General features: G+C 65.4%; 15 protein-coding genes. 5 read left to right on the forward strand and 10 right to left on the reverse strand.

The features are described from left to right. Nucleotides 1-101 precede the first annotated feature (101 nt). Genes IHE57_RS10070 through IHE57_RS10085 form a run of 4 tightly spaced genes read right to left on the reverse strand, consistent with a single transcriptional unit; the run spans nucleotide 102 to nucleotide 2,699 of the window. A complete protein-coding gene (locus IHE57_RS10070; RefSeq protein ID WP_209326136.1) occupies nucleotides 102-503 on the reverse strand; it encodes a TOBE domain-containing protein in 402 nt (133 codons plus the stop codon). After that, entirely contained in the window at nucleotides 500-922 is a 423-nt protein-coding gene (locus tag IHE57_RS10075) for a molybdenum cofactor biosynthesis protein MoaE (protein ID WP_209326137.1), read from the reverse strand. Before IHE57_RS10075 ends, IHE57_RS10070 begins: the two co-directional genes overlap by 4 nt. After that, nucleotides 919-1,389 carry a cyclic pyranopterin monophosphate synthase MoaC gene (moaC, locus tag IHE57_RS10080; RefSeq protein WP_209326154.1) on the reverse strand — a complete coding sequence of 157 codons (471 nt, stop codon included), beginning with the start codon at nucleotides 1,387-1,389 and terminating at the stop codon, nucleotides 919-921. Before moaC ends, IHE57_RS10075 begins: the two co-directional genes overlap by 4 nt. Further along, a complete protein-coding gene (locus IHE57_RS10085) occupies nucleotides 1,386-2,699 on the reverse strand; it encodes a molybdopterin molybdotransferase MoeA (RefSeq protein ID WP_253720137.1) in 1,314 nt (437 codons plus the stop codon). Before IHE57_RS10085 ends, moaC begins: the two co-directional genes overlap by 4 nt. Before the next feature lie 41 nt (nucleotides 2,700-2,740). Between IHE57_RS10085 and moaA the strand changes: the two genes are divergently transcribed. Together moaA and IHE57_RS10095 are read left to right on the forward strand one after the other, a co-directional pair. Beyond that, nucleotides 2,741-3,829, forward strand: coding sequence for a GTP 3',8-cyclase MoaA (gene moaA / locus IHE57_RS10090; RefSeq protein ID WP_209326138.1), 1,089 nt, complete (start codon nucleotides 2,741-2,743; stop codon nucleotides 3,827-3,829). Next, nucleotides 3,830-4,075: a MoaD/ThiS family protein gene (locus IHE57_RS10095; protein WP_209326139.1), complete on the forward strand. Its 246-nt coding sequence runs from the start codon at nucleotides 3,830-3,832 to the stop codon at nucleotides 4,073-4,075. It abuts the gene before it with no gap. A gap of 7 nt (nucleotides 4,076-4,082) precedes the next feature. On the opposite strand, the gene IHE57_RS10100 is transcribed toward IHE57_RS10095, so the two are convergent. Then, nucleotides 4,083-5,252, reverse strand: coding sequence for a ThiF family adenylyltransferase (locus IHE57_RS10100; protein ID WP_209372827.1), 1,170 nt, complete (start codon nucleotides 5,250-5,252; stop codon nucleotides 4,083-4,085). Nucleotides 5,253-5,286: 34 nt separating this feature from the next. Continuing rightward, nucleotides 5,287-6,522 (reverse strand): molybdopterin molybdotransferase MoeA, encoded by a 1,236-nt coding sequence (locus tag IHE57_RS16720; RefSeq protein ID WP_209372829.1) that lies wholly within the window; start codon nucleotides 6,520-6,522, stop codon nucleotides 5,287-5,289. Nucleotides 6,523-6,607: 85 nt separating this feature from the next. Here IHE57_RS16720 and IHE57_RS10110 point away from each other — a divergent pair, with 85 nt between their 5' ends. Continuing rightward, nucleotides 6,608-7,456 carry a CPBP family intramembrane glutamic endopeptidase gene (locus tag IHE57_RS10110; protein ID WP_366933926.1) on the forward strand — a complete coding sequence of 283 codons (849 nt, stop codon included), beginning with the start codon at nucleotides 6,608-6,610 and terminating at the stop codon, nucleotides 7,454-7,456. 90 nt (nucleotides 7,457-7,546) lie between these two features. Here IHE57_RS10110 and IHE57_RS10115 read toward each other — a convergent pair whose 3' ends face one another. Together IHE57_RS10115 and IHE57_RS10120 are read right to left on the reverse strand one after the other, a co-directional pair. After that, nucleotides 7,547-9,016, reverse strand: a complete 1,470-nt coding sequence (locus IHE57_RS10115; RefSeq protein ID WP_209325182.1) for a peptide MFS transporter — start codon at nucleotides 9,014-9,016, stop codon at nucleotides 7,547-7,549. A 147-nt stretch (nucleotides 9,017-9,163) separates the two neighbouring features. After that, nucleotides 9,164-10,459 (reverse strand): MFS transporter, encoded by a 1,296-nt coding sequence (locus tag IHE57_RS10120; protein ID WP_209372831.1) that lies wholly within the window; start codon nucleotides 10,457-10,459, stop codon nucleotides 9,164-9,166. Between the two features lie 268 nt (nucleotides 10,460-10,727). Here IHE57_RS10120 and IHE57_RS10125 point away from each other — a divergent pair, with 268 nt between their 5' ends. Further along, entirely contained in the window at nucleotides 10,728-11,147 is a 420-nt protein-coding gene (locus IHE57_RS10125; protein ID WP_209325180.1) for a phage holin family protein, read from the forward strand. 74 nt (nucleotides 11,148-11,221) lie between these two features. After that, on the forward strand, nucleotides 11,222-11,452 hold the full coding sequence (locus IHE57_RS10130) for a hypothetical protein (protein ID WP_209325179.1): 231 nt from the start codon (nucleotides 11,222-11,224) through the stop codon (nucleotides 11,450-11,452). A gap of 156 nt (nucleotides 11,453-11,608) precedes the next feature. Here the strand turns inward: IHE57_RS10130 and IHE57_RS10135 are convergent, their stop codons facing one another. After that, nucleotides 11,609-12,478, reverse strand: a complete 870-nt coding sequence (locus tag IHE57_RS10135) for an alpha/beta fold hydrolase (RefSeq protein WP_343071869.1) — start codon at nucleotides 12,476-12,478, stop codon at nucleotides 11,609-11,611. Nucleotides 12,479-12,491: 13 nt separating this feature from the next. After that, nucleotides 12,492-13,394 carry a universal stress protein gene (locus IHE57_RS10140; RefSeq protein WP_209325178.1) on the reverse strand — a complete coding sequence of 301 codons (903 nt, stop codon included), beginning with the start codon at nucleotides 13,392-13,394 and terminating at the stop codon, nucleotides 12,492-12,494. Between the last annotated feature and the right edge of the window lie 647 nt (nucleotides 13,395-14,041).

Raw genomic sequence — 14,041 nt, forward strand, 5'->3', positions numbered from 1 at the left:
TGTCGACTTTCACGGCAGATCTGAGCGTTGGATGCTTGTTCGGGTGCGCGAATGCGAACCTTGCCGTCAATCCTGCAGAAGGCGTTCGAACCGGGAGCTTCTCAGCCTTCGCGCATGGTGTCGATCGACACCATCGTCGCCTTCACCGAGGCGGTCGCCAACGTCCCGGGCTCGAGTTCGAGCTGCCGGCAGGCTTCGGCCGATATCAGGGACACCACACGCAGAGGCCCGCACTGCATGCTCACCTGCGCCATGACCCCGTCGACGACGACGTCGGTGACGAGGCCGGCGAACCGGTTGCGTGCCGAACTCACGACACCGCTGGGGTCGGGCAGCGAGCCGGCGGACGACTGCGCGAGGGCCGCCAGCTCCCGACCTTCGACCACGGCGCGGTTCGAGGAGTCCTTGTGCGAGGTCAGCCGTCCGTCACTGACCCAGCGGCGGACCGTATCGTCGCTGACGCCGAGGAACCGGGCGGCGTCGCTGATGCGCAGCCGACTCATTCCAGGGCACCCACCCACTCGTCGGAGCCGTCGGTGAAGTGCTGATGCTTCCAGATCGCGACTCGGGCCTTGACCTCGTCGATGAGCTCGGAGCATGCGAGGAAGGAATCCCGCCGGTGCGCCGAGGCGACGACGGCGGCCAGTGCCACGTCGCCGATCTCGAGTTCCCCGACGCGGTGGACGACCGACAGCCGCACTTCGGGATGGCGCGAGGCGATGTCGGCGGCCACCTCGGCGATCTGATCGACGGCCAGCGGGTGGGCCTCGTAGAGCAGCCGCTGCACTCCCCGTCCTCCGTCGTGGTCGCGGATGACCCCGGAGAAGCTGACGACGGCCCCGCAGGTGTCGGTGAGGACGTCGGGTTCGAGGGCCGCGGTCGAGATCGGGGTCTCCACGACTCCGGTGGTGATGACGCTCATGCCTTTCGGGTCCAATCTCCGCTGCGGCCGCCGGATTTCTCGATGACTTTGATGTCGCCGATCACGGCCTGGTTGTCCACGGCCTTGATCATGTCGAAGATCGTCAGCGCCGCCGTGGCCACGGCCGTCAGGGCCTCCATTTCGACGCCCGTCTTCGACACCGTCTTCACTGCGCCAGTGATGCGCACCGAGTCTGCGCCCAGTTCGAAGTCGACGTCGATTCCGGTCAGCGGAAGCTGGTGGCACAGCGGAATCAGGTCGCTCGTGCGTTTGGCCCCCATCACGGCGGCGATGCGCGCCACGGGCAGGGCATCGCCCTTGGGTAGGCCCGCCTCGGCGATCATGTCGATGACATCGGCACGAGTGGTGATGAGCCCGCTCGCCACCGCCCGGCGTTTCGTCACGTCCTTGTCGCCGACGTCGACCATCTGGGCGGTTCCGGTCTCGTCGACGTGCGAGAGTTTCATCTGATCTTCCACGTCTTCAGCCTATCCCCATCGGCGGCGAACGGGTCCTCAGGATCCGGGTCGCCATCGGCGATGAACACGAGATGAGTGGCCTCGGCGTAATTGTGGAGCAGGTGGGAGCGGGAGCCGCCGACGAATTCGAGCCCGCTCGGTCCCACCCGTCCGCGTCGGATCTGCAGCTTGCCCTGCGGCGGCTCCTCATCGAAGCCGTGAGCCAGTCGGTGGTATTCGACGTCGCGAGGCGGCTCCTGGCCGACCAGACCGAGCAGTGCGGGTCGGATGAACATCTCGAAGCTGATGAGCGTGCTCACCGGGTTGCCCGGCAGCGCCACCCAGGCGTGATCGGCCAGACGTCCGCACCCCTGCGGCCCGCCGGGCTGCATGGCGATCGGTTCGAAGACCATCGACGAGCCCGCATCGAGTTCGGCGGCGAGCCTGACGACTTCGTGTGCGCCTTTGGAGATCCCACCGGTGGAGATGACGAGATCGGCGGCGCTCCCCCGCACGCGGTCGAGCAGCTGCTGCGGATCATCGGGGACGAAGGCGACCTCCGTGTCCACACCGAGGCGACGGAGACCCGCCGACAGGGTCACGGAGTTCGCATCGTTGATCCCGGCGGCCGCCTCGGCGGCGATCTCGTCTCCAGTGCTCACGACGAGCACACGCGGAAGGGATCGCACGCTGAGTTCGTTCACTCCGCAGGCCGCGGCCACGCCGAGGTGGGCAGGTGTGAGCATCGTTCCTGCGCTCAGCACGGTCTGTCCCGACCGCACATCGCTGCCGCGGGGACGCACGAAGGTTCCGGGCCGAGGCTTCTTGCCGTCCGGAAACCCGACGGTGATGGACTCCGAGCCGAAGACCCCGGGTGAGGTGTCCTCGATCCTGATGACCGTGTCGGTGCCCGACGGCAGAGGGGCTCCGGTCATGATCTCGACGGCCGTGCCCGGAGCCACCCTCGTCCCGCGGGCCCCGGCTGCGACCCGCCCGACCACCGGCACGGCCCCGAGCTGCCGGATGCCTTCTGCGCGGCTCTGCGGTTCCGACGGATTCGGAGATGCGGGCTGGGCCGGCGTGTTCGGCTGCGACGCGTGCATGGGAGATTCCGCCTCGAGCGCGTCCAGCGTCGCCGCGGCCAGGGCATAGCCGTCCATGCTCGAGTTGTCGAAGCCGGGAACATCGATCGGCGAGTCCACATCGGCGATGAGCCGGCGCGGGGAGTCGAGGAGCGCGCTCAGCGGCAGCGTCTCCGTTTCGATCAGTGGAGCGATCGTCTCGAATACGCGCACCCGGTGCATCTTCGCTGTAGTCATGGGACGATGATATCCACACGCTTTTCGAGGAGGATGACGAAATGTCGACGATCGGTCTGCCGATGCCGGTGCTGAGAACTCCGACGGTCGACCCGGGCGAAGCCTTCACCGCGCACAACGAGGACTCGCTTCTGGACACATTCGGTCGACGCGCCCGGGACCTGCGCATCTCCCTCACCGATTTCTGCAATCTGCGCTGCACGTACTGCATGCCCGCTGAAGGCGTCGAGTTCATGTCGCGCGATGCTGCGATGACCGGGGACGAGATCGTGCGCTTCGTCCGCATCGCCGTCGAGAAGTTCGGGGTCGATCAGGTGCGATTCACCGGCGGTGAGCCTCTGACACGCAAGGACATCAATGAGATCATCGCCGGGGTCGCCGCCCTGGAACCGCGACCGAACATCGCGCTGACGACGAACGCGATCGGCCTCGACAAACGCGCTGCCGGTCTCAAGCAGGCCGGGCTGGATCGCATCAATGTCTCGCTCGACACCATCGACCCCGAGACCTTCGAGACCATGGCCAGGCGCCCCTTCCTCCACCGGGTGCTCGCAGGCATCGACGGGGCGAAGGCCGCGGGCCTCGACCCAGTGAAGATCAACGCGGTCCTCCTGCCCGGCGTCAACGACTCGCAGGCGCCCGATCTGCTGCAGTGGTGCCTCGAGCAGGGGCTGAGCCTGCGGTTCATCGAGCAGATGCCCCTCGACGCCGGGCATTCCTGGGACCGCAGCTCGATGATCACCGCTGCCGATGTCTTCGCTCTGCTCGAGCCTCGTTTCGTGCTCACCCCTGATTCGGCCCCTCGAAACGGTGCCCCGGCGGAGAAGTTCCTCGTCGCCGATCGCAGCGATCCCGCCACCGTCCTCGGCGATGTCGGCATCATCGCCTCGGTGACCCGTCCCTTCTGCGCCGATTGCACCCGCACTCGCCTGACGGCGGAGGGTCGGATCCGCACCTGCCTGTTCTCCCACACCGAGGTCGACCTGCTCACCGCCATGCGCGACGGCGCCGATGACGAGGCGATCGCGAACCTGTGGAAAGGTGCGCATTGGAAGAAGCTCGCCGGTCACGGCATGGGCACCGACGAGTTCCAGCAGCCCCAACGTCCCATGAGCGCCATCGGAGGATAAGTGCCCACCATCACCGTTCGGTTCTTCGCCGCTGCCCGTGAGGCATTCGGCGCCCGCGAGTCCCATATCAGTGCCGGCTCCGTCGACGAACTCGTCTCCACCCTCGCCGAGGCGTCCGACCCGCAGGCGGCGACCGTGCTCTCGCGCTCGAGCTTCCTCGTCAACTCCGTGGCCGCGACTGACAGAACCGCTCCTCTTGCCGACGGAGACACCGTCGACGTCCTTCCGCCGTTCGCCGGCGGCTGAGGTCGAATCACACGCTCCGATTCGCCGGCTGCGAGAGATAGGCGAGGTAGCCGCCGTTGATCGAGGCGACCGCGATGCCCTGTCCCCGCAGCTGCGCGGCGGCCTTGGCCGAACGGATGCCCGAGCGGCAGTAGAGCGCGACACCGGCCTCCGCCCCAGACTCGGCTGCGGAGGCGTGCGCTCTCGGCAGTCTGCCCGGATCGGCCAGCAGCTCGTCCATCGGAATGTGGATCGCACCGGCCGCCATCCCCGCGCTGATCTCCTCATCGTCCCTGATATCGACGACAGTCGCCTCAGCGCTCAGCTCCGACCAGTTCAAGGCGGGCGGTCCGAGTTCGGTCCGATCAGCCTCCTCGCCGTTCGTCTCCGCCGCCGCTGCTCCGAACGAGTGCTGCGCGTAATCGGCACGGTGCTGCTGCAGGTCCGTGACCGGTTTCCTGCCGGGGATCGGTGAGACCGGAATCCTCTCCCACCCGGCGTCGAGGCTGCTGTGGACGGCGACCGCATCGGTCAGTGGAGTGCCGATGCCGGTGAGCACCTTGATCGTCTCCATCGCCATGGCCGAACCGATGCTGCCGCACAGGGGCCCGAGGACGCCGGCGACGGCGCAGTCGGGCACGGAGCCCGGAGCCGGCACCTCGGGGTAGAGATCACGCAGCGTGACCCCGCCGCGGGCATCGAAGACGGCGACCTGACCGTCGAAGCCGAGGATCGTTCCCCAGACGAGGGGAATGCCCAGGATCTCGCAGGCATCATTGGCCAGATACCGCGTCGCGAAGTTGTCGCTGCCATCGATGACGATGTCGACATCGGCGAAGAGGTCGAGTGCGTTGTCGGCGGTCAGCAGGATCGGATGGGTGCGGATCTCGACCGAGGAGTTGATGCCGCTCATGCGCTGCCTGGCGGAATCGATCTTCCGGCCGCCGATGGCCGCCTCGGAATGGATGACCTGACGGTGGAGGTTGCTCAGTTCGACGATATCCGGGTCGATGACGGAGATCGTTCCGATGCCGACGGCCGCGAGGTAGCTGAGCACCGGTGCGCCGAGACCGCCTGCGCCGATGACGAGTGCATGCGACGCAAGCAGAGCGGCCTGCGCGGAGTCGCCGAAACCGGCCAGACGGATCTGACGGGCATAGCGCTCCCGGTGGGCGGGGTCGAGGCGAGATTCTGACATGTCTCCCATCCTAGTCCGGCCGAGATGCGCCGCTTCAGCAGTCGAGGTAGTCGATGACGGTTCCCGCTGTGAGCTCGTCCGTGCCTGGGGATACCCGAACGATGGCTTCGGCGGCGGCGAAGTCGCGCAGACGGGACCGAGGTTCCACCTGTATCTCCCCCGCGGCCGTGAACGCACCGGGACGCAGCAGCACAGCCCTGCTGTGTCGGCTGATCGCGGGACCGGCGCAGAGCCCCTTCTTCCACCTCGTGCGCAGGGTGCGGCCGGTCAGCAGCGATCGCGCGAAGAGATGGAAAGCGAGGAACGCTCCCTGCGGAGTGCCGGGAAAGTGCAGGAGCGGCAGCCCGGCGAAGCGCCCATAGCCCTGCGGGGATCCCGGTCTCATGCCCACACGGTCGAAGGACGAGCAGTTGCCTTCGAGGGCCTGCCGCACGACTTCGTAGGCGCCGGCGCTGATGCCGCCGGTGGTGAGGACGAGGTCGACTGCGCCATCCATATCGGTGAGCACACTCAGCAGCTGGCTCGGGTCGTCGTCGCAGATCGCTTCGCGGACATCGGCGCCGGTCGCACGCAGTGCGGCAGCGAGCATCGGCAGGTTCGAATTGAGGATCGTCGGATCGGTCGCGGCAGTTGCGACCACGGCATCGTCCCCTGGCGCATCGGGTTCGTCCGACGGAGTCTGTGCCTCGTGCGTCCGCAGTTCGTCTCCGGTGACGACCAGACCGATGCGCGCGGGTGCGAGCACCTCGATCTCATCGATGCCGAGCATGACGAGCGTGCCGACTCCGGCGGAGGTGAGGCGCTCGCCGGCGGACAGAACCACTTCGCCGGCACAGATGTCCTCCCCCACCGAACGGATGTTCCACCCCTCGGAAGCGGTTTCGGGCAGGGAGGCGATACGGATCGTGCTCGGAGCCGGGCCCGTCTGCTCCGCATCGGTGAGCTCGACGGGCACGACCGCCTCGGAGCCGGCCGGCACCGGGGCACCGGTCATGACACGCACCGCCGAGCCCGGGTGCAGCGGGGCCGCCGCGTGGCCGGCGGGAGTGTCTCCGACGACGGTGATCGCCGCACCGTTGCCGGCAGCGGTCAGGGCCGCCTCGTCGAGGGCGAATCCGTCCATCGCCGAGGTGGGAAAGGCGGGCACGGATCTCGTGGCGACCACCTCGGTGCCGATTCTGCGCCCGATCGCCGCATGCACGGACACGACCTCCGTACGGGGTACGGGGGCGAGGTGGGCGATGAGCTCGGAATAGTCCTCTGGATCCACTGCTGTCCTTCCTTCGCTTCGATCCTACGCGTCACATCGCGTGGACTCATCGCCGGTCGAGCGCTCCTCGTCTACAGTGTCCATCGTGGACACCGATCATGCAGACACCGCGAACGACGCGCGCCATGGCCTGATGTCCTGGGAAGCCGCCGCGGCGGCACTGCTGGCTCTCTCTGCCGTCGTCCTCTTCGGCTTGGGGACGACGTTTCCGCAGGTCCGAGCCTTCGGATATGGTCCGATGCTGCTCGCACTGGTCGTGGCGTGGAGTGCGAATCGACGTTTCGCCCGCGACCTCAGCATCATCACCGGCTGCCTTGCGCTGATCTCCGCGATTTCGGTGGAAGCGGACATCTCCTGGACGAACATCGCCCGCATGGGCCTCGTGCTCTCAACGGTCGTCGTCGGTCCCTGGCTGGTGACTCGGTATGTGTTCGGGGATGACACGATCAAGTTCCCGCTGCGCCGGGGGCAGCCCTGGTCGCGTCTCGAGTGGGCATGGCTGGCCTTCGTCGTCGTCACCGCATGGGCGGTCCTGCCGCAGTACTTCCTGCGCACCGGCGTCTATCAGAATTGGCCGCCGATCACCGGGTGGTCGGAGATCCTGCGGCTCTTCTTCGGAGTCAACGCAGTGGGCATCTGGGACGAGCTGTTCTTCATCTGCACGGTCTTCGCGCTGCTGCGGAAACACTTCACGTTCTGGACCGCGAACGCGTTCACGACGGTCATCTTCGTGTCGTTCCTGTGGGAGCTCGGATACCGTTCGATCGGGCCGCTGCTGACGATCCCCTTCGCCCTCGTCCAAGCGTTCATCTTCACGCGCACGAAGTCCTTGCCGTATACGGTCACGGTGCATCTGCTCTTCGACGCCCTCGTCTTCCTCACCATCGTCCACGCCCACCACCCGCAGACGCTGCCCATATTCTTCGGCGTCTGAGGTTCAGCGTCCCCTTCCTGCGCAGACAAGCCGAGGGCCCCTCGGAACCATTGGTTCGAGAGGCCCTCGGACAGACGCTGAGTCAGCAGGTCAGCGGATGCCGCGCAGCAGCTTGAGCATCGGCTTCGTCAGGGTGAGTGCGAGCAGGCCGAGCACGACGGAGGCGCCGCCGATCGACGTCCAGTACGGGACCTGGTTGTCGGTGGAGAAGTAGCCGCCGAGCACACCGGACAGTGCTGTGCCCACACCCGAGGCGAGGAAGAAGACCGCGATCATCTGCGACTGGAACACCTTCGGCGAGACCTTCGTCGAGAACGACAGACCGACAGGAGAGATGAGCAGCTCACCGAAGACGAACACCGCGAGGATGAGAGCGACCCACAGCAGCGGAGTCTCGTTCGCCCCGGCGTCGGCGTAGGGCAGGAACATGAGGAAGCCGATGCCGATGAACACCAGCGAGAGCCCGGCCTTGACCGGTGTCGAGATCTGCTTCGGCCCGAGCTTCATCCACATGGTCGCGAACAGCGGAGCGAAGATGATGACGAACATCGCCGGGATCAGCTGGATCCAGTTGATCGGCATCTCCCAGCCGAAGATCGAACGATTGAGCTGCGTGTCCGAGTAGACGGTGAGCACGCCGAAGATCTGCTGGTACATCGACCAGAAGACCACGCTCGTGAGGAAGAACGGGATGAAGGCGAGGACACGGGAGCGCTCCTCGGCGTTCGTCTGCGGCGAGGTGTACATGACGATGATGTAGCAGGCCGCGGCGCCGGCCGAGATGCCGGCGATCCACCAGTCGATGTTCTCGGGGTTGACCAGCTTCGTCATCCACAGCACCACCGCGAGGAGGACGACGACCACAACGGCGACGATGAAGAGGTAGAGCTTCGACTTCGGCAGCGGATTGACCGCGGTCCGCGACTCGGGCGGCAGGTTCTTCCGGCCGGTGACGTAGATGATCAGGCCGAGGGCCATTCCGACCGCAGCGGCACCGAATCCGTAGTGGAAGCCGATCTCCTTCTGCAGGATGCCGGTGATCAGCGGTCCGAACATCGCACCGATGTTCACACCCATGTAGAAGATCGTGAAACCGGCATCCCGGCGCGGGTCCTTCTCCTCATAGAGTTCACCGACCAGTGCCGAGGCATTGGCCTTGAGACCGCCGGAGCCCAGTGCCACGAGGATCAGACCGAGTGCGACTCCTCCGAATCCGGGCACGAGGGCAAGGCAGATATGGCCGAGCATGATGATGATCGCCGAGTAGAAGAGCACCTTCTCGGCACCGGCCAGACGGTCGGCGACCCAGGCGCCGAGGATCGTCGCGAGGAAGACGGCGCCGCCGTATGCACCGACGATGCCCACGGCAGTGCCCTGGTCCAGGCCGAGCCCACCCTTGGTGACGCTGAAGTAGAGGTAGATGGCGAGGATGCCATTCATCCCGTAGTAGGAGAACCGCTCCCACAGTTCCAGGCTGAACAGCTGCATGAGCGGGAGGGGATGCCCGAAGAAGCGAGTATCGCTCCGGACTGCCTCGGTCGTCGAGGTGCTTGAAGACATTGTGTGCTTTCCGTAGTGGTGTGAAAGCACACATCTCGTGGTGTGCTTCACGATGGACCAGCGCACATCCTACTCTTCGCCGCACACGCGGTCACACCAGTCGGAGACTGGGACTCAGCGTCCCAGAAAGCGGAAGATGGACGTGATTCAGATCTCTTCGCCGTCGACGAGCGCTCTGCGCTCCTGCGCGGATCTCTTGGTTCGGCGTTCGGAGCCGACGAAGAGATTGAGTGCGCCGGCGAGGAAGACGATCGCCGAGGCGGCCACCGGTACGGCCATGGCGGTGGACGTGCCCTGCTCATCAGCGAGGATGCCGTTGATCGCCGCGGCCGCGGATTGGCCGACGATGATCGCTGAGCCGGCCATCGACATCACTGTCGCCGAACGTCCCCGCGGGGCCCGTTCGGCCGCGAGGCTGAACAGCGTGACCAGGCTCGGTCCGATGGCCGATCCCATGAGCAGCAGTGCGAGGACGATGATCGGCATGGATTCCGATGAGGCGAGGATCACCGACCCGGTGACCAAGATCGGCGCGAAGCACAGCAGCCGGGCCCACAGGGAGAAGGAGGAGGGGAAGGCCGCCACCGAGATCGCCAGCACCGCAGAGCCGATGCCCATGACGCCGTAGACGAGACCCGCCTCCTCCGGCCGGCCCAGATCATTCGTCAGCGCGGTCAGGGCGGTCAGCGTCGATCCGAACACCATACCGACGCCGAACACTCCTACGACCACGACGAAGACACCGGGAGTGAACATGCCCTTTGCCGGTGCACGCTCGCCGAGGCCGGCGGCTCCACCTGCGGACCGGGCCCGCCCGGTAGGGTGCAGGGCGAAGGCCGTGACGAAGACGAGGGTCATGACGATGGCTCCGATGATCGGCGCCACCGGGCGAAAGAAGGTGGCCAGGAGACCGACGACGAACGGGCCGAATACGAAGATGACTTCGTCGGCGGCGGACTCATAGGCCATCGTGGCGTTGAGCACCTTCGGCCGTCGCGCCTGCGGAAGTGCCGCCATGATGACGTCGACGAGCCGGGAGCGGGACATCGGCGCCACCTGCGGCGAGGTGGCGCCGATCGCGAAGGCGGCGATGAAGACGACGAAGTCGGGCAGCGGACTGAAGACGACCCACGCCATGAATGCCAGTGCCAGACAGTTGAGAACGCCGACGACGAGCAGCACATGGCGTTGGCCCCAGCGGTCAGCGGCCGCGCCGATGAAGGAGCCGAAAAGAGCAGTGCCCAAACCCACCACGGCCGAGTTGATCCCGCCGAGACTGAGCGATCCACGGCCGGCGACGACGAGGGTGAGCACCCCGACGACGATCATGGCGAAGGGCATGCGAGCGATGAACGCGATCGGGAAGTAGCTGCGGCCGACTGCCGAGAACAGGGTCGGTTCGGTCCGCCTGCCTGCCGATGTGGAGATGTCGCTGTCAGTCATACCAATCCAGTTTCGTCTTCTCCCGCGCGAGCGGGAGTTCGTGCCGCCGTGGTGACCTGGATCAAATCACTCGGTAGATGCACTCTGCTGTTCGAACCGATGGGTTCAGACTTCAGGCTACTGGTTTCGGGCTCCGGATACGAGTGGAATCCGGTCTGCGAAGGGTGATCGAGAGCGTCACGGGCAAGGTTCTTCGGCAGGTCGGCACGGACCTCATTCCCATCCGCGACTCAGAAAGAACGCAGATCGATCTGCGAGGATGAGCGATATGAATTTCTTCTCTCGAGTCGTCGTCAACGCCTGTGCGATCTGGGTGGCGTCCTGGATTCTGCCCGGCGTGACGATCACAGGGAATCGGATCGTCGAGGAGCAGACCGGGACGATTCCGGCCATGATCATCTCCTATCTCGTCATCGGGCTCATCTTCGGACTGGCCAACGCGTTCATCAAACCGATCCTCAGCTTCGTCTCCGCCCCGATCACCTGCCTGACCCTGGGCCTGTTCTCGATCGTGATCAATGCGATCATGCTGGCGCTGACGAGCTGGCTCAGCGGATTCACCCCATTCGAATTCACCATCGACTCCTTCTTCTTCTCCGCCATCCTCGCCGCGGTCATCGTCTCGATCGTCTCGGCCCTCCTCGGCTGGCTGGTCCCCGAGCGAAGCGCCGAGCACGACCGGAGATGAGCAAAGCTCTCTACGCAATGTAGACTGTGCCCAGAGTGTCAGCATGACCACCAGAAACACCGCCGGAGGAGACCATGTCCAATACTGCCGCCACGAAGCGAACCCGCAACTCAGCATCCTTTGCCGATGTCATCGTCTTCATCATCTCGTTCGCTCTCTTCCTGTTCGGCCTATACCTGTTCGGGGCGGCGTTCTCCTCACCCGAAGGCACTGAGTTCTGGGTGTTCTGGGGCGGTCTGCTCGCTTCATGCTTCGCGTTCCTCGTCCCGATGGTCTACCACTGGGTCCGTGACCCTCGCCCCTGATCTGCTGAGTCGATGATCGACAGAGGGCCGTTGCGCTGGTGCGCAGCGGCCCTTCGTCGTTTCCGGGAACCGTCCGGTCGTTCTCACGCATCATCTGCTCACCCCGCCGGCTGGGCCAGGCATCCCGGCCGACCGACCGCGGAGGCCGGTGTCCGGTCAGTCCCGCCCTGCGGAGAAGCTCATGATCGCCGCGGCGGCTTCGGCCGACCGTTCGTAGTGCACGAGGTGACCGACTCCGGGCAATTCGACGAACTCGACGTCGGACAGCCGGGCGACGAATGCACGGGTGGGCCCGATGGGCGCGATCGTGTCACGATCGCCGGCGATGACGAGGGTCGGCATGCTCAGGTCCGCGGCCACCTCGGTGACGGTGTGCTCGACCGATGTCGCAAACGCCTCTGCCAGGGACTTCCGATCGGAGAACGACGAGAAGTGCTGGGCATGCTGATCGTGGACGTATCGTCGCAGACCGCGATCGGCAGTCGTCGCCATCACCTCGCTCATGGCCCGCACGATCAGTCGATTGCCCAGAAGCGCGCGCCCCGGACGTTCGGGCAGCCAGGCACCGAACGAGTAGTAGATCCGGGTGAGCGCGGTGAGGAAGCGGGCCGAGCCCTCCAGAGCCGGACTGGTGATCGGGTTGATGAGGACGAGCTCGGGAACCGCTTCGGGATGCGCGGCAGCCAGGTGGCTGACGATGATCGAGCCGAAGGAGTGCCCGACCATGATCGGCACCGTCTGCCGCAGCCGGGTGATCTCAGCGTGGAGTGCGAGGAGGTAGTCGACGAAGGACTTCAGCCCAGATCCCGATTCCAGCGGTGGAGTCCGGCCGAACCCCGGCAGATCGGGGACGATGACCTCTCGACCACGGATGTCTCCGGCAATGAGGTCCATCCCGTGATGGTCCCCGCGGAATCCGTGCACCATGAGCAGCGGTCGATGTTCAGGGTCTCCGGGGTGCACCCAGGCGGAAGTCGTATGCGAGCCCAGACGCAGTTCGATCCGGCGAGACGGTCTCGTCCTCACTGTCTCGAAACGCTCAGTGTGCGGCCGGCCGACTCGTGCTGACCGCGCGACGCGGAACGACGACGACCGGCACCGGCAGGACCCGCAGCAGTCGTCGGGCTCGTGCACCGATGGCGACCTTTCCGCCGCGGCCCAGACGGCTCGAGCCGACGAACGCGACATCGCCCGACTGCCAGTCGATGTTCTCCGCGGCCTCTTCGATATCGGCTCCGGCCTGCGATTTGACCACCGCGCGTCCGGAGGCGAGCATCTCAGATGCATGTTCGGCCAGGACCGCTCCACCGTACTGTTCGGCGAATTCGGTGAGCTCGGCGACCTCGTCCTCAAAGAGGCCGTCGTTCTCGATCAGCGACAGCAGACGCAGGTCGACTCCGAGACCGTAGGCCGTCTCGACAGCGGCACCGATGAGGGAGGAAGCGCCGGGCCGGGCGCCGTAGAGTGCGGTGACGCGTGAGATCGGTCCGATATCCGATCTGCCGTGCGGGGCGAGGAAGACCGGGACCGTCGACGAATGCAGCAGCGCAGAGGCGACCGTGCCGATTCGCAGCTGCCGCATGAGGGTGGTCGCGCGCGCTCCGATGACGATGCCGAGGGCACCTTCGCTCTCAGCGACCTCCATTAGTCCCTTCGACTCGTTGGAGGCGATGTGGATGACTCCCTTCGCACGAACGTCGTCGGGGATGAGCGCCATGGCCTCCTCGAGCCATTCGTCGATCTGCTGCTCCACAATGCCGGCGCCGTCCTTCGGCACCGCTCCCCCGGACAGAATCGTCGACGCCTCCGGGCGCACGATGGTCACGACCAGTTCGATGTCGATGGAGCGGGCGACCGAGATGCCCAGTGCGATCGCGTCACGACCCCGATCGGTGGCGATGTACCCGACGACCAGTCGTCGAGTGCTGGCGGTCTCTGACATTCTCAACTCCCCTGTAGATGCACGTCCGCATCGATTCTACGTTGCTGGTTGAGCATTCTCATCGTGGCGCACGCCACGAGCCCTGAATGGAGGCTGTGTTCACGGCGCGATCACCAGTCGGGCTTGCCTCACTGCACTGTGAAATCCATTCGGGAATATAATGAACAAAACTTCCGCACACGATATCTTCTGTGCTAAATTCGACAGTGCAATTACGGATTCGCAGAAATAAACCTGATTGCACATCGACCACAGTGAGCGCCGACGCCGTTCACGCGAGATCCACGACCATGAGAGGAGCGCAGCTTCGATGAATATTCATTTCACAGGGCCCGACCTTCGAACGCCTTGCCACGAACCAGCTGCCTGCCCCATTGGCGGACAAGGACTCGCCGGCTGACGAACAGCTGTTATCCGCGTCTTTCTCCACCGGTTGGACCGTGGTTGCCGCAGAGCTCATTGCAAGCGGCGACCTGAACTCAGGCAAGCCTTTCGCCCGGCCCGTTCGCTCGGGATCCGACGGAATTCCGTCCGGACTTCGCAACGACCACAGCACTGCTGCTGAGGAGACTCTCTGACGGAGAGTCTGATTGGTCGGTGGAGTTCCTGACCCACCGTCTCCGTTCAGACTTCCGAAGAATGCTGAT

The sequence above is a fragment of the Brevibacterium renqingii genome, from assembly GCF_017808105.1.
GTDB lineage: Bacteria > Actinomycetota > Actinomycetes > Actinomycetales > Brevibacteriaceae > Brevibacterium > Brevibacterium renqingii.

Excerpts from the sequence above, each read along its gene's own strand:
- IHE57_RS10070 (WP_209326136.1), bottom strand. The coding sequence starts at position 503 with ATGAGTCGGCTGCGCATCAGCGACGCCGCCCGGTTCCTCGGCGTCAGC.
- IHE57_RS10075 (WP_209326137.1), bottom strand. The coding sequence starts at position 922 with ATGAGCGTCATCACCACCGGAGTCGTGGAGACCCCGATCTCGACCGCG.
- moaC (WP_209326154.1), bottom strand. The coding sequence starts at position 1,389 with ATGAAACTCTCGCACGTCGACGAGACCGGAACCGCCCAGATGGTCGAC.
- IHE57_RS10085 (WP_253720137.1), bottom strand. The coding sequence starts at position 2,699 with ATGACTACAGCGAAGATGCACCGGGTGCGCGTATTCGAGACGATCGCT.
- moaA (WP_209326138.1), top strand. The coding sequence starts at position 2,741 with ATGTCGACGATCGGTCTGCCGATGCCGGTGCTGAGAACTCCGACGGTC.
- IHE57_RS10100 (WP_209372827.1), bottom strand. The coding sequence starts at position 5,252 with ATGTCAGAATCTCGCCTCGACCCCGCCCACCGGGAGCGCTATGCCCGT.
- IHE57_RS10115 (WP_209325182.1), bottom strand. The coding sequence starts at position 9,016 with ATGTCTTCAAGCACCTCGACGACCGAGGCAGTCCGGAGCGATACTCGC.
- IHE57_RS10120 (WP_209372831.1), bottom strand. The coding sequence starts at position 10,459 with ATGACTGACAGCGACATCTCCACATCGGCAGGCAGGCGGACCGAACCG.
- IHE57_RS10125 (WP_209325180.1), top strand. The coding sequence starts at position 10,728 with ATGAATTTCTTCTCTCGAGTCGTCGTCAACGCCTGTGCGATCTGGGTG.
- IHE57_RS10130 (WP_209325179.1), top strand. The coding sequence starts at position 11,222 with ATGTCCAATACTGCCGCCACGAAGCGAACCCGCAACTCAGCATCCTTT.
- IHE57_RS10140 (WP_209325178.1), bottom strand. The coding sequence starts at position 13,394 with ATGTCAGAGACCGCCAGCACTCGACGACTGGTCGTCGGGTACATCGCC.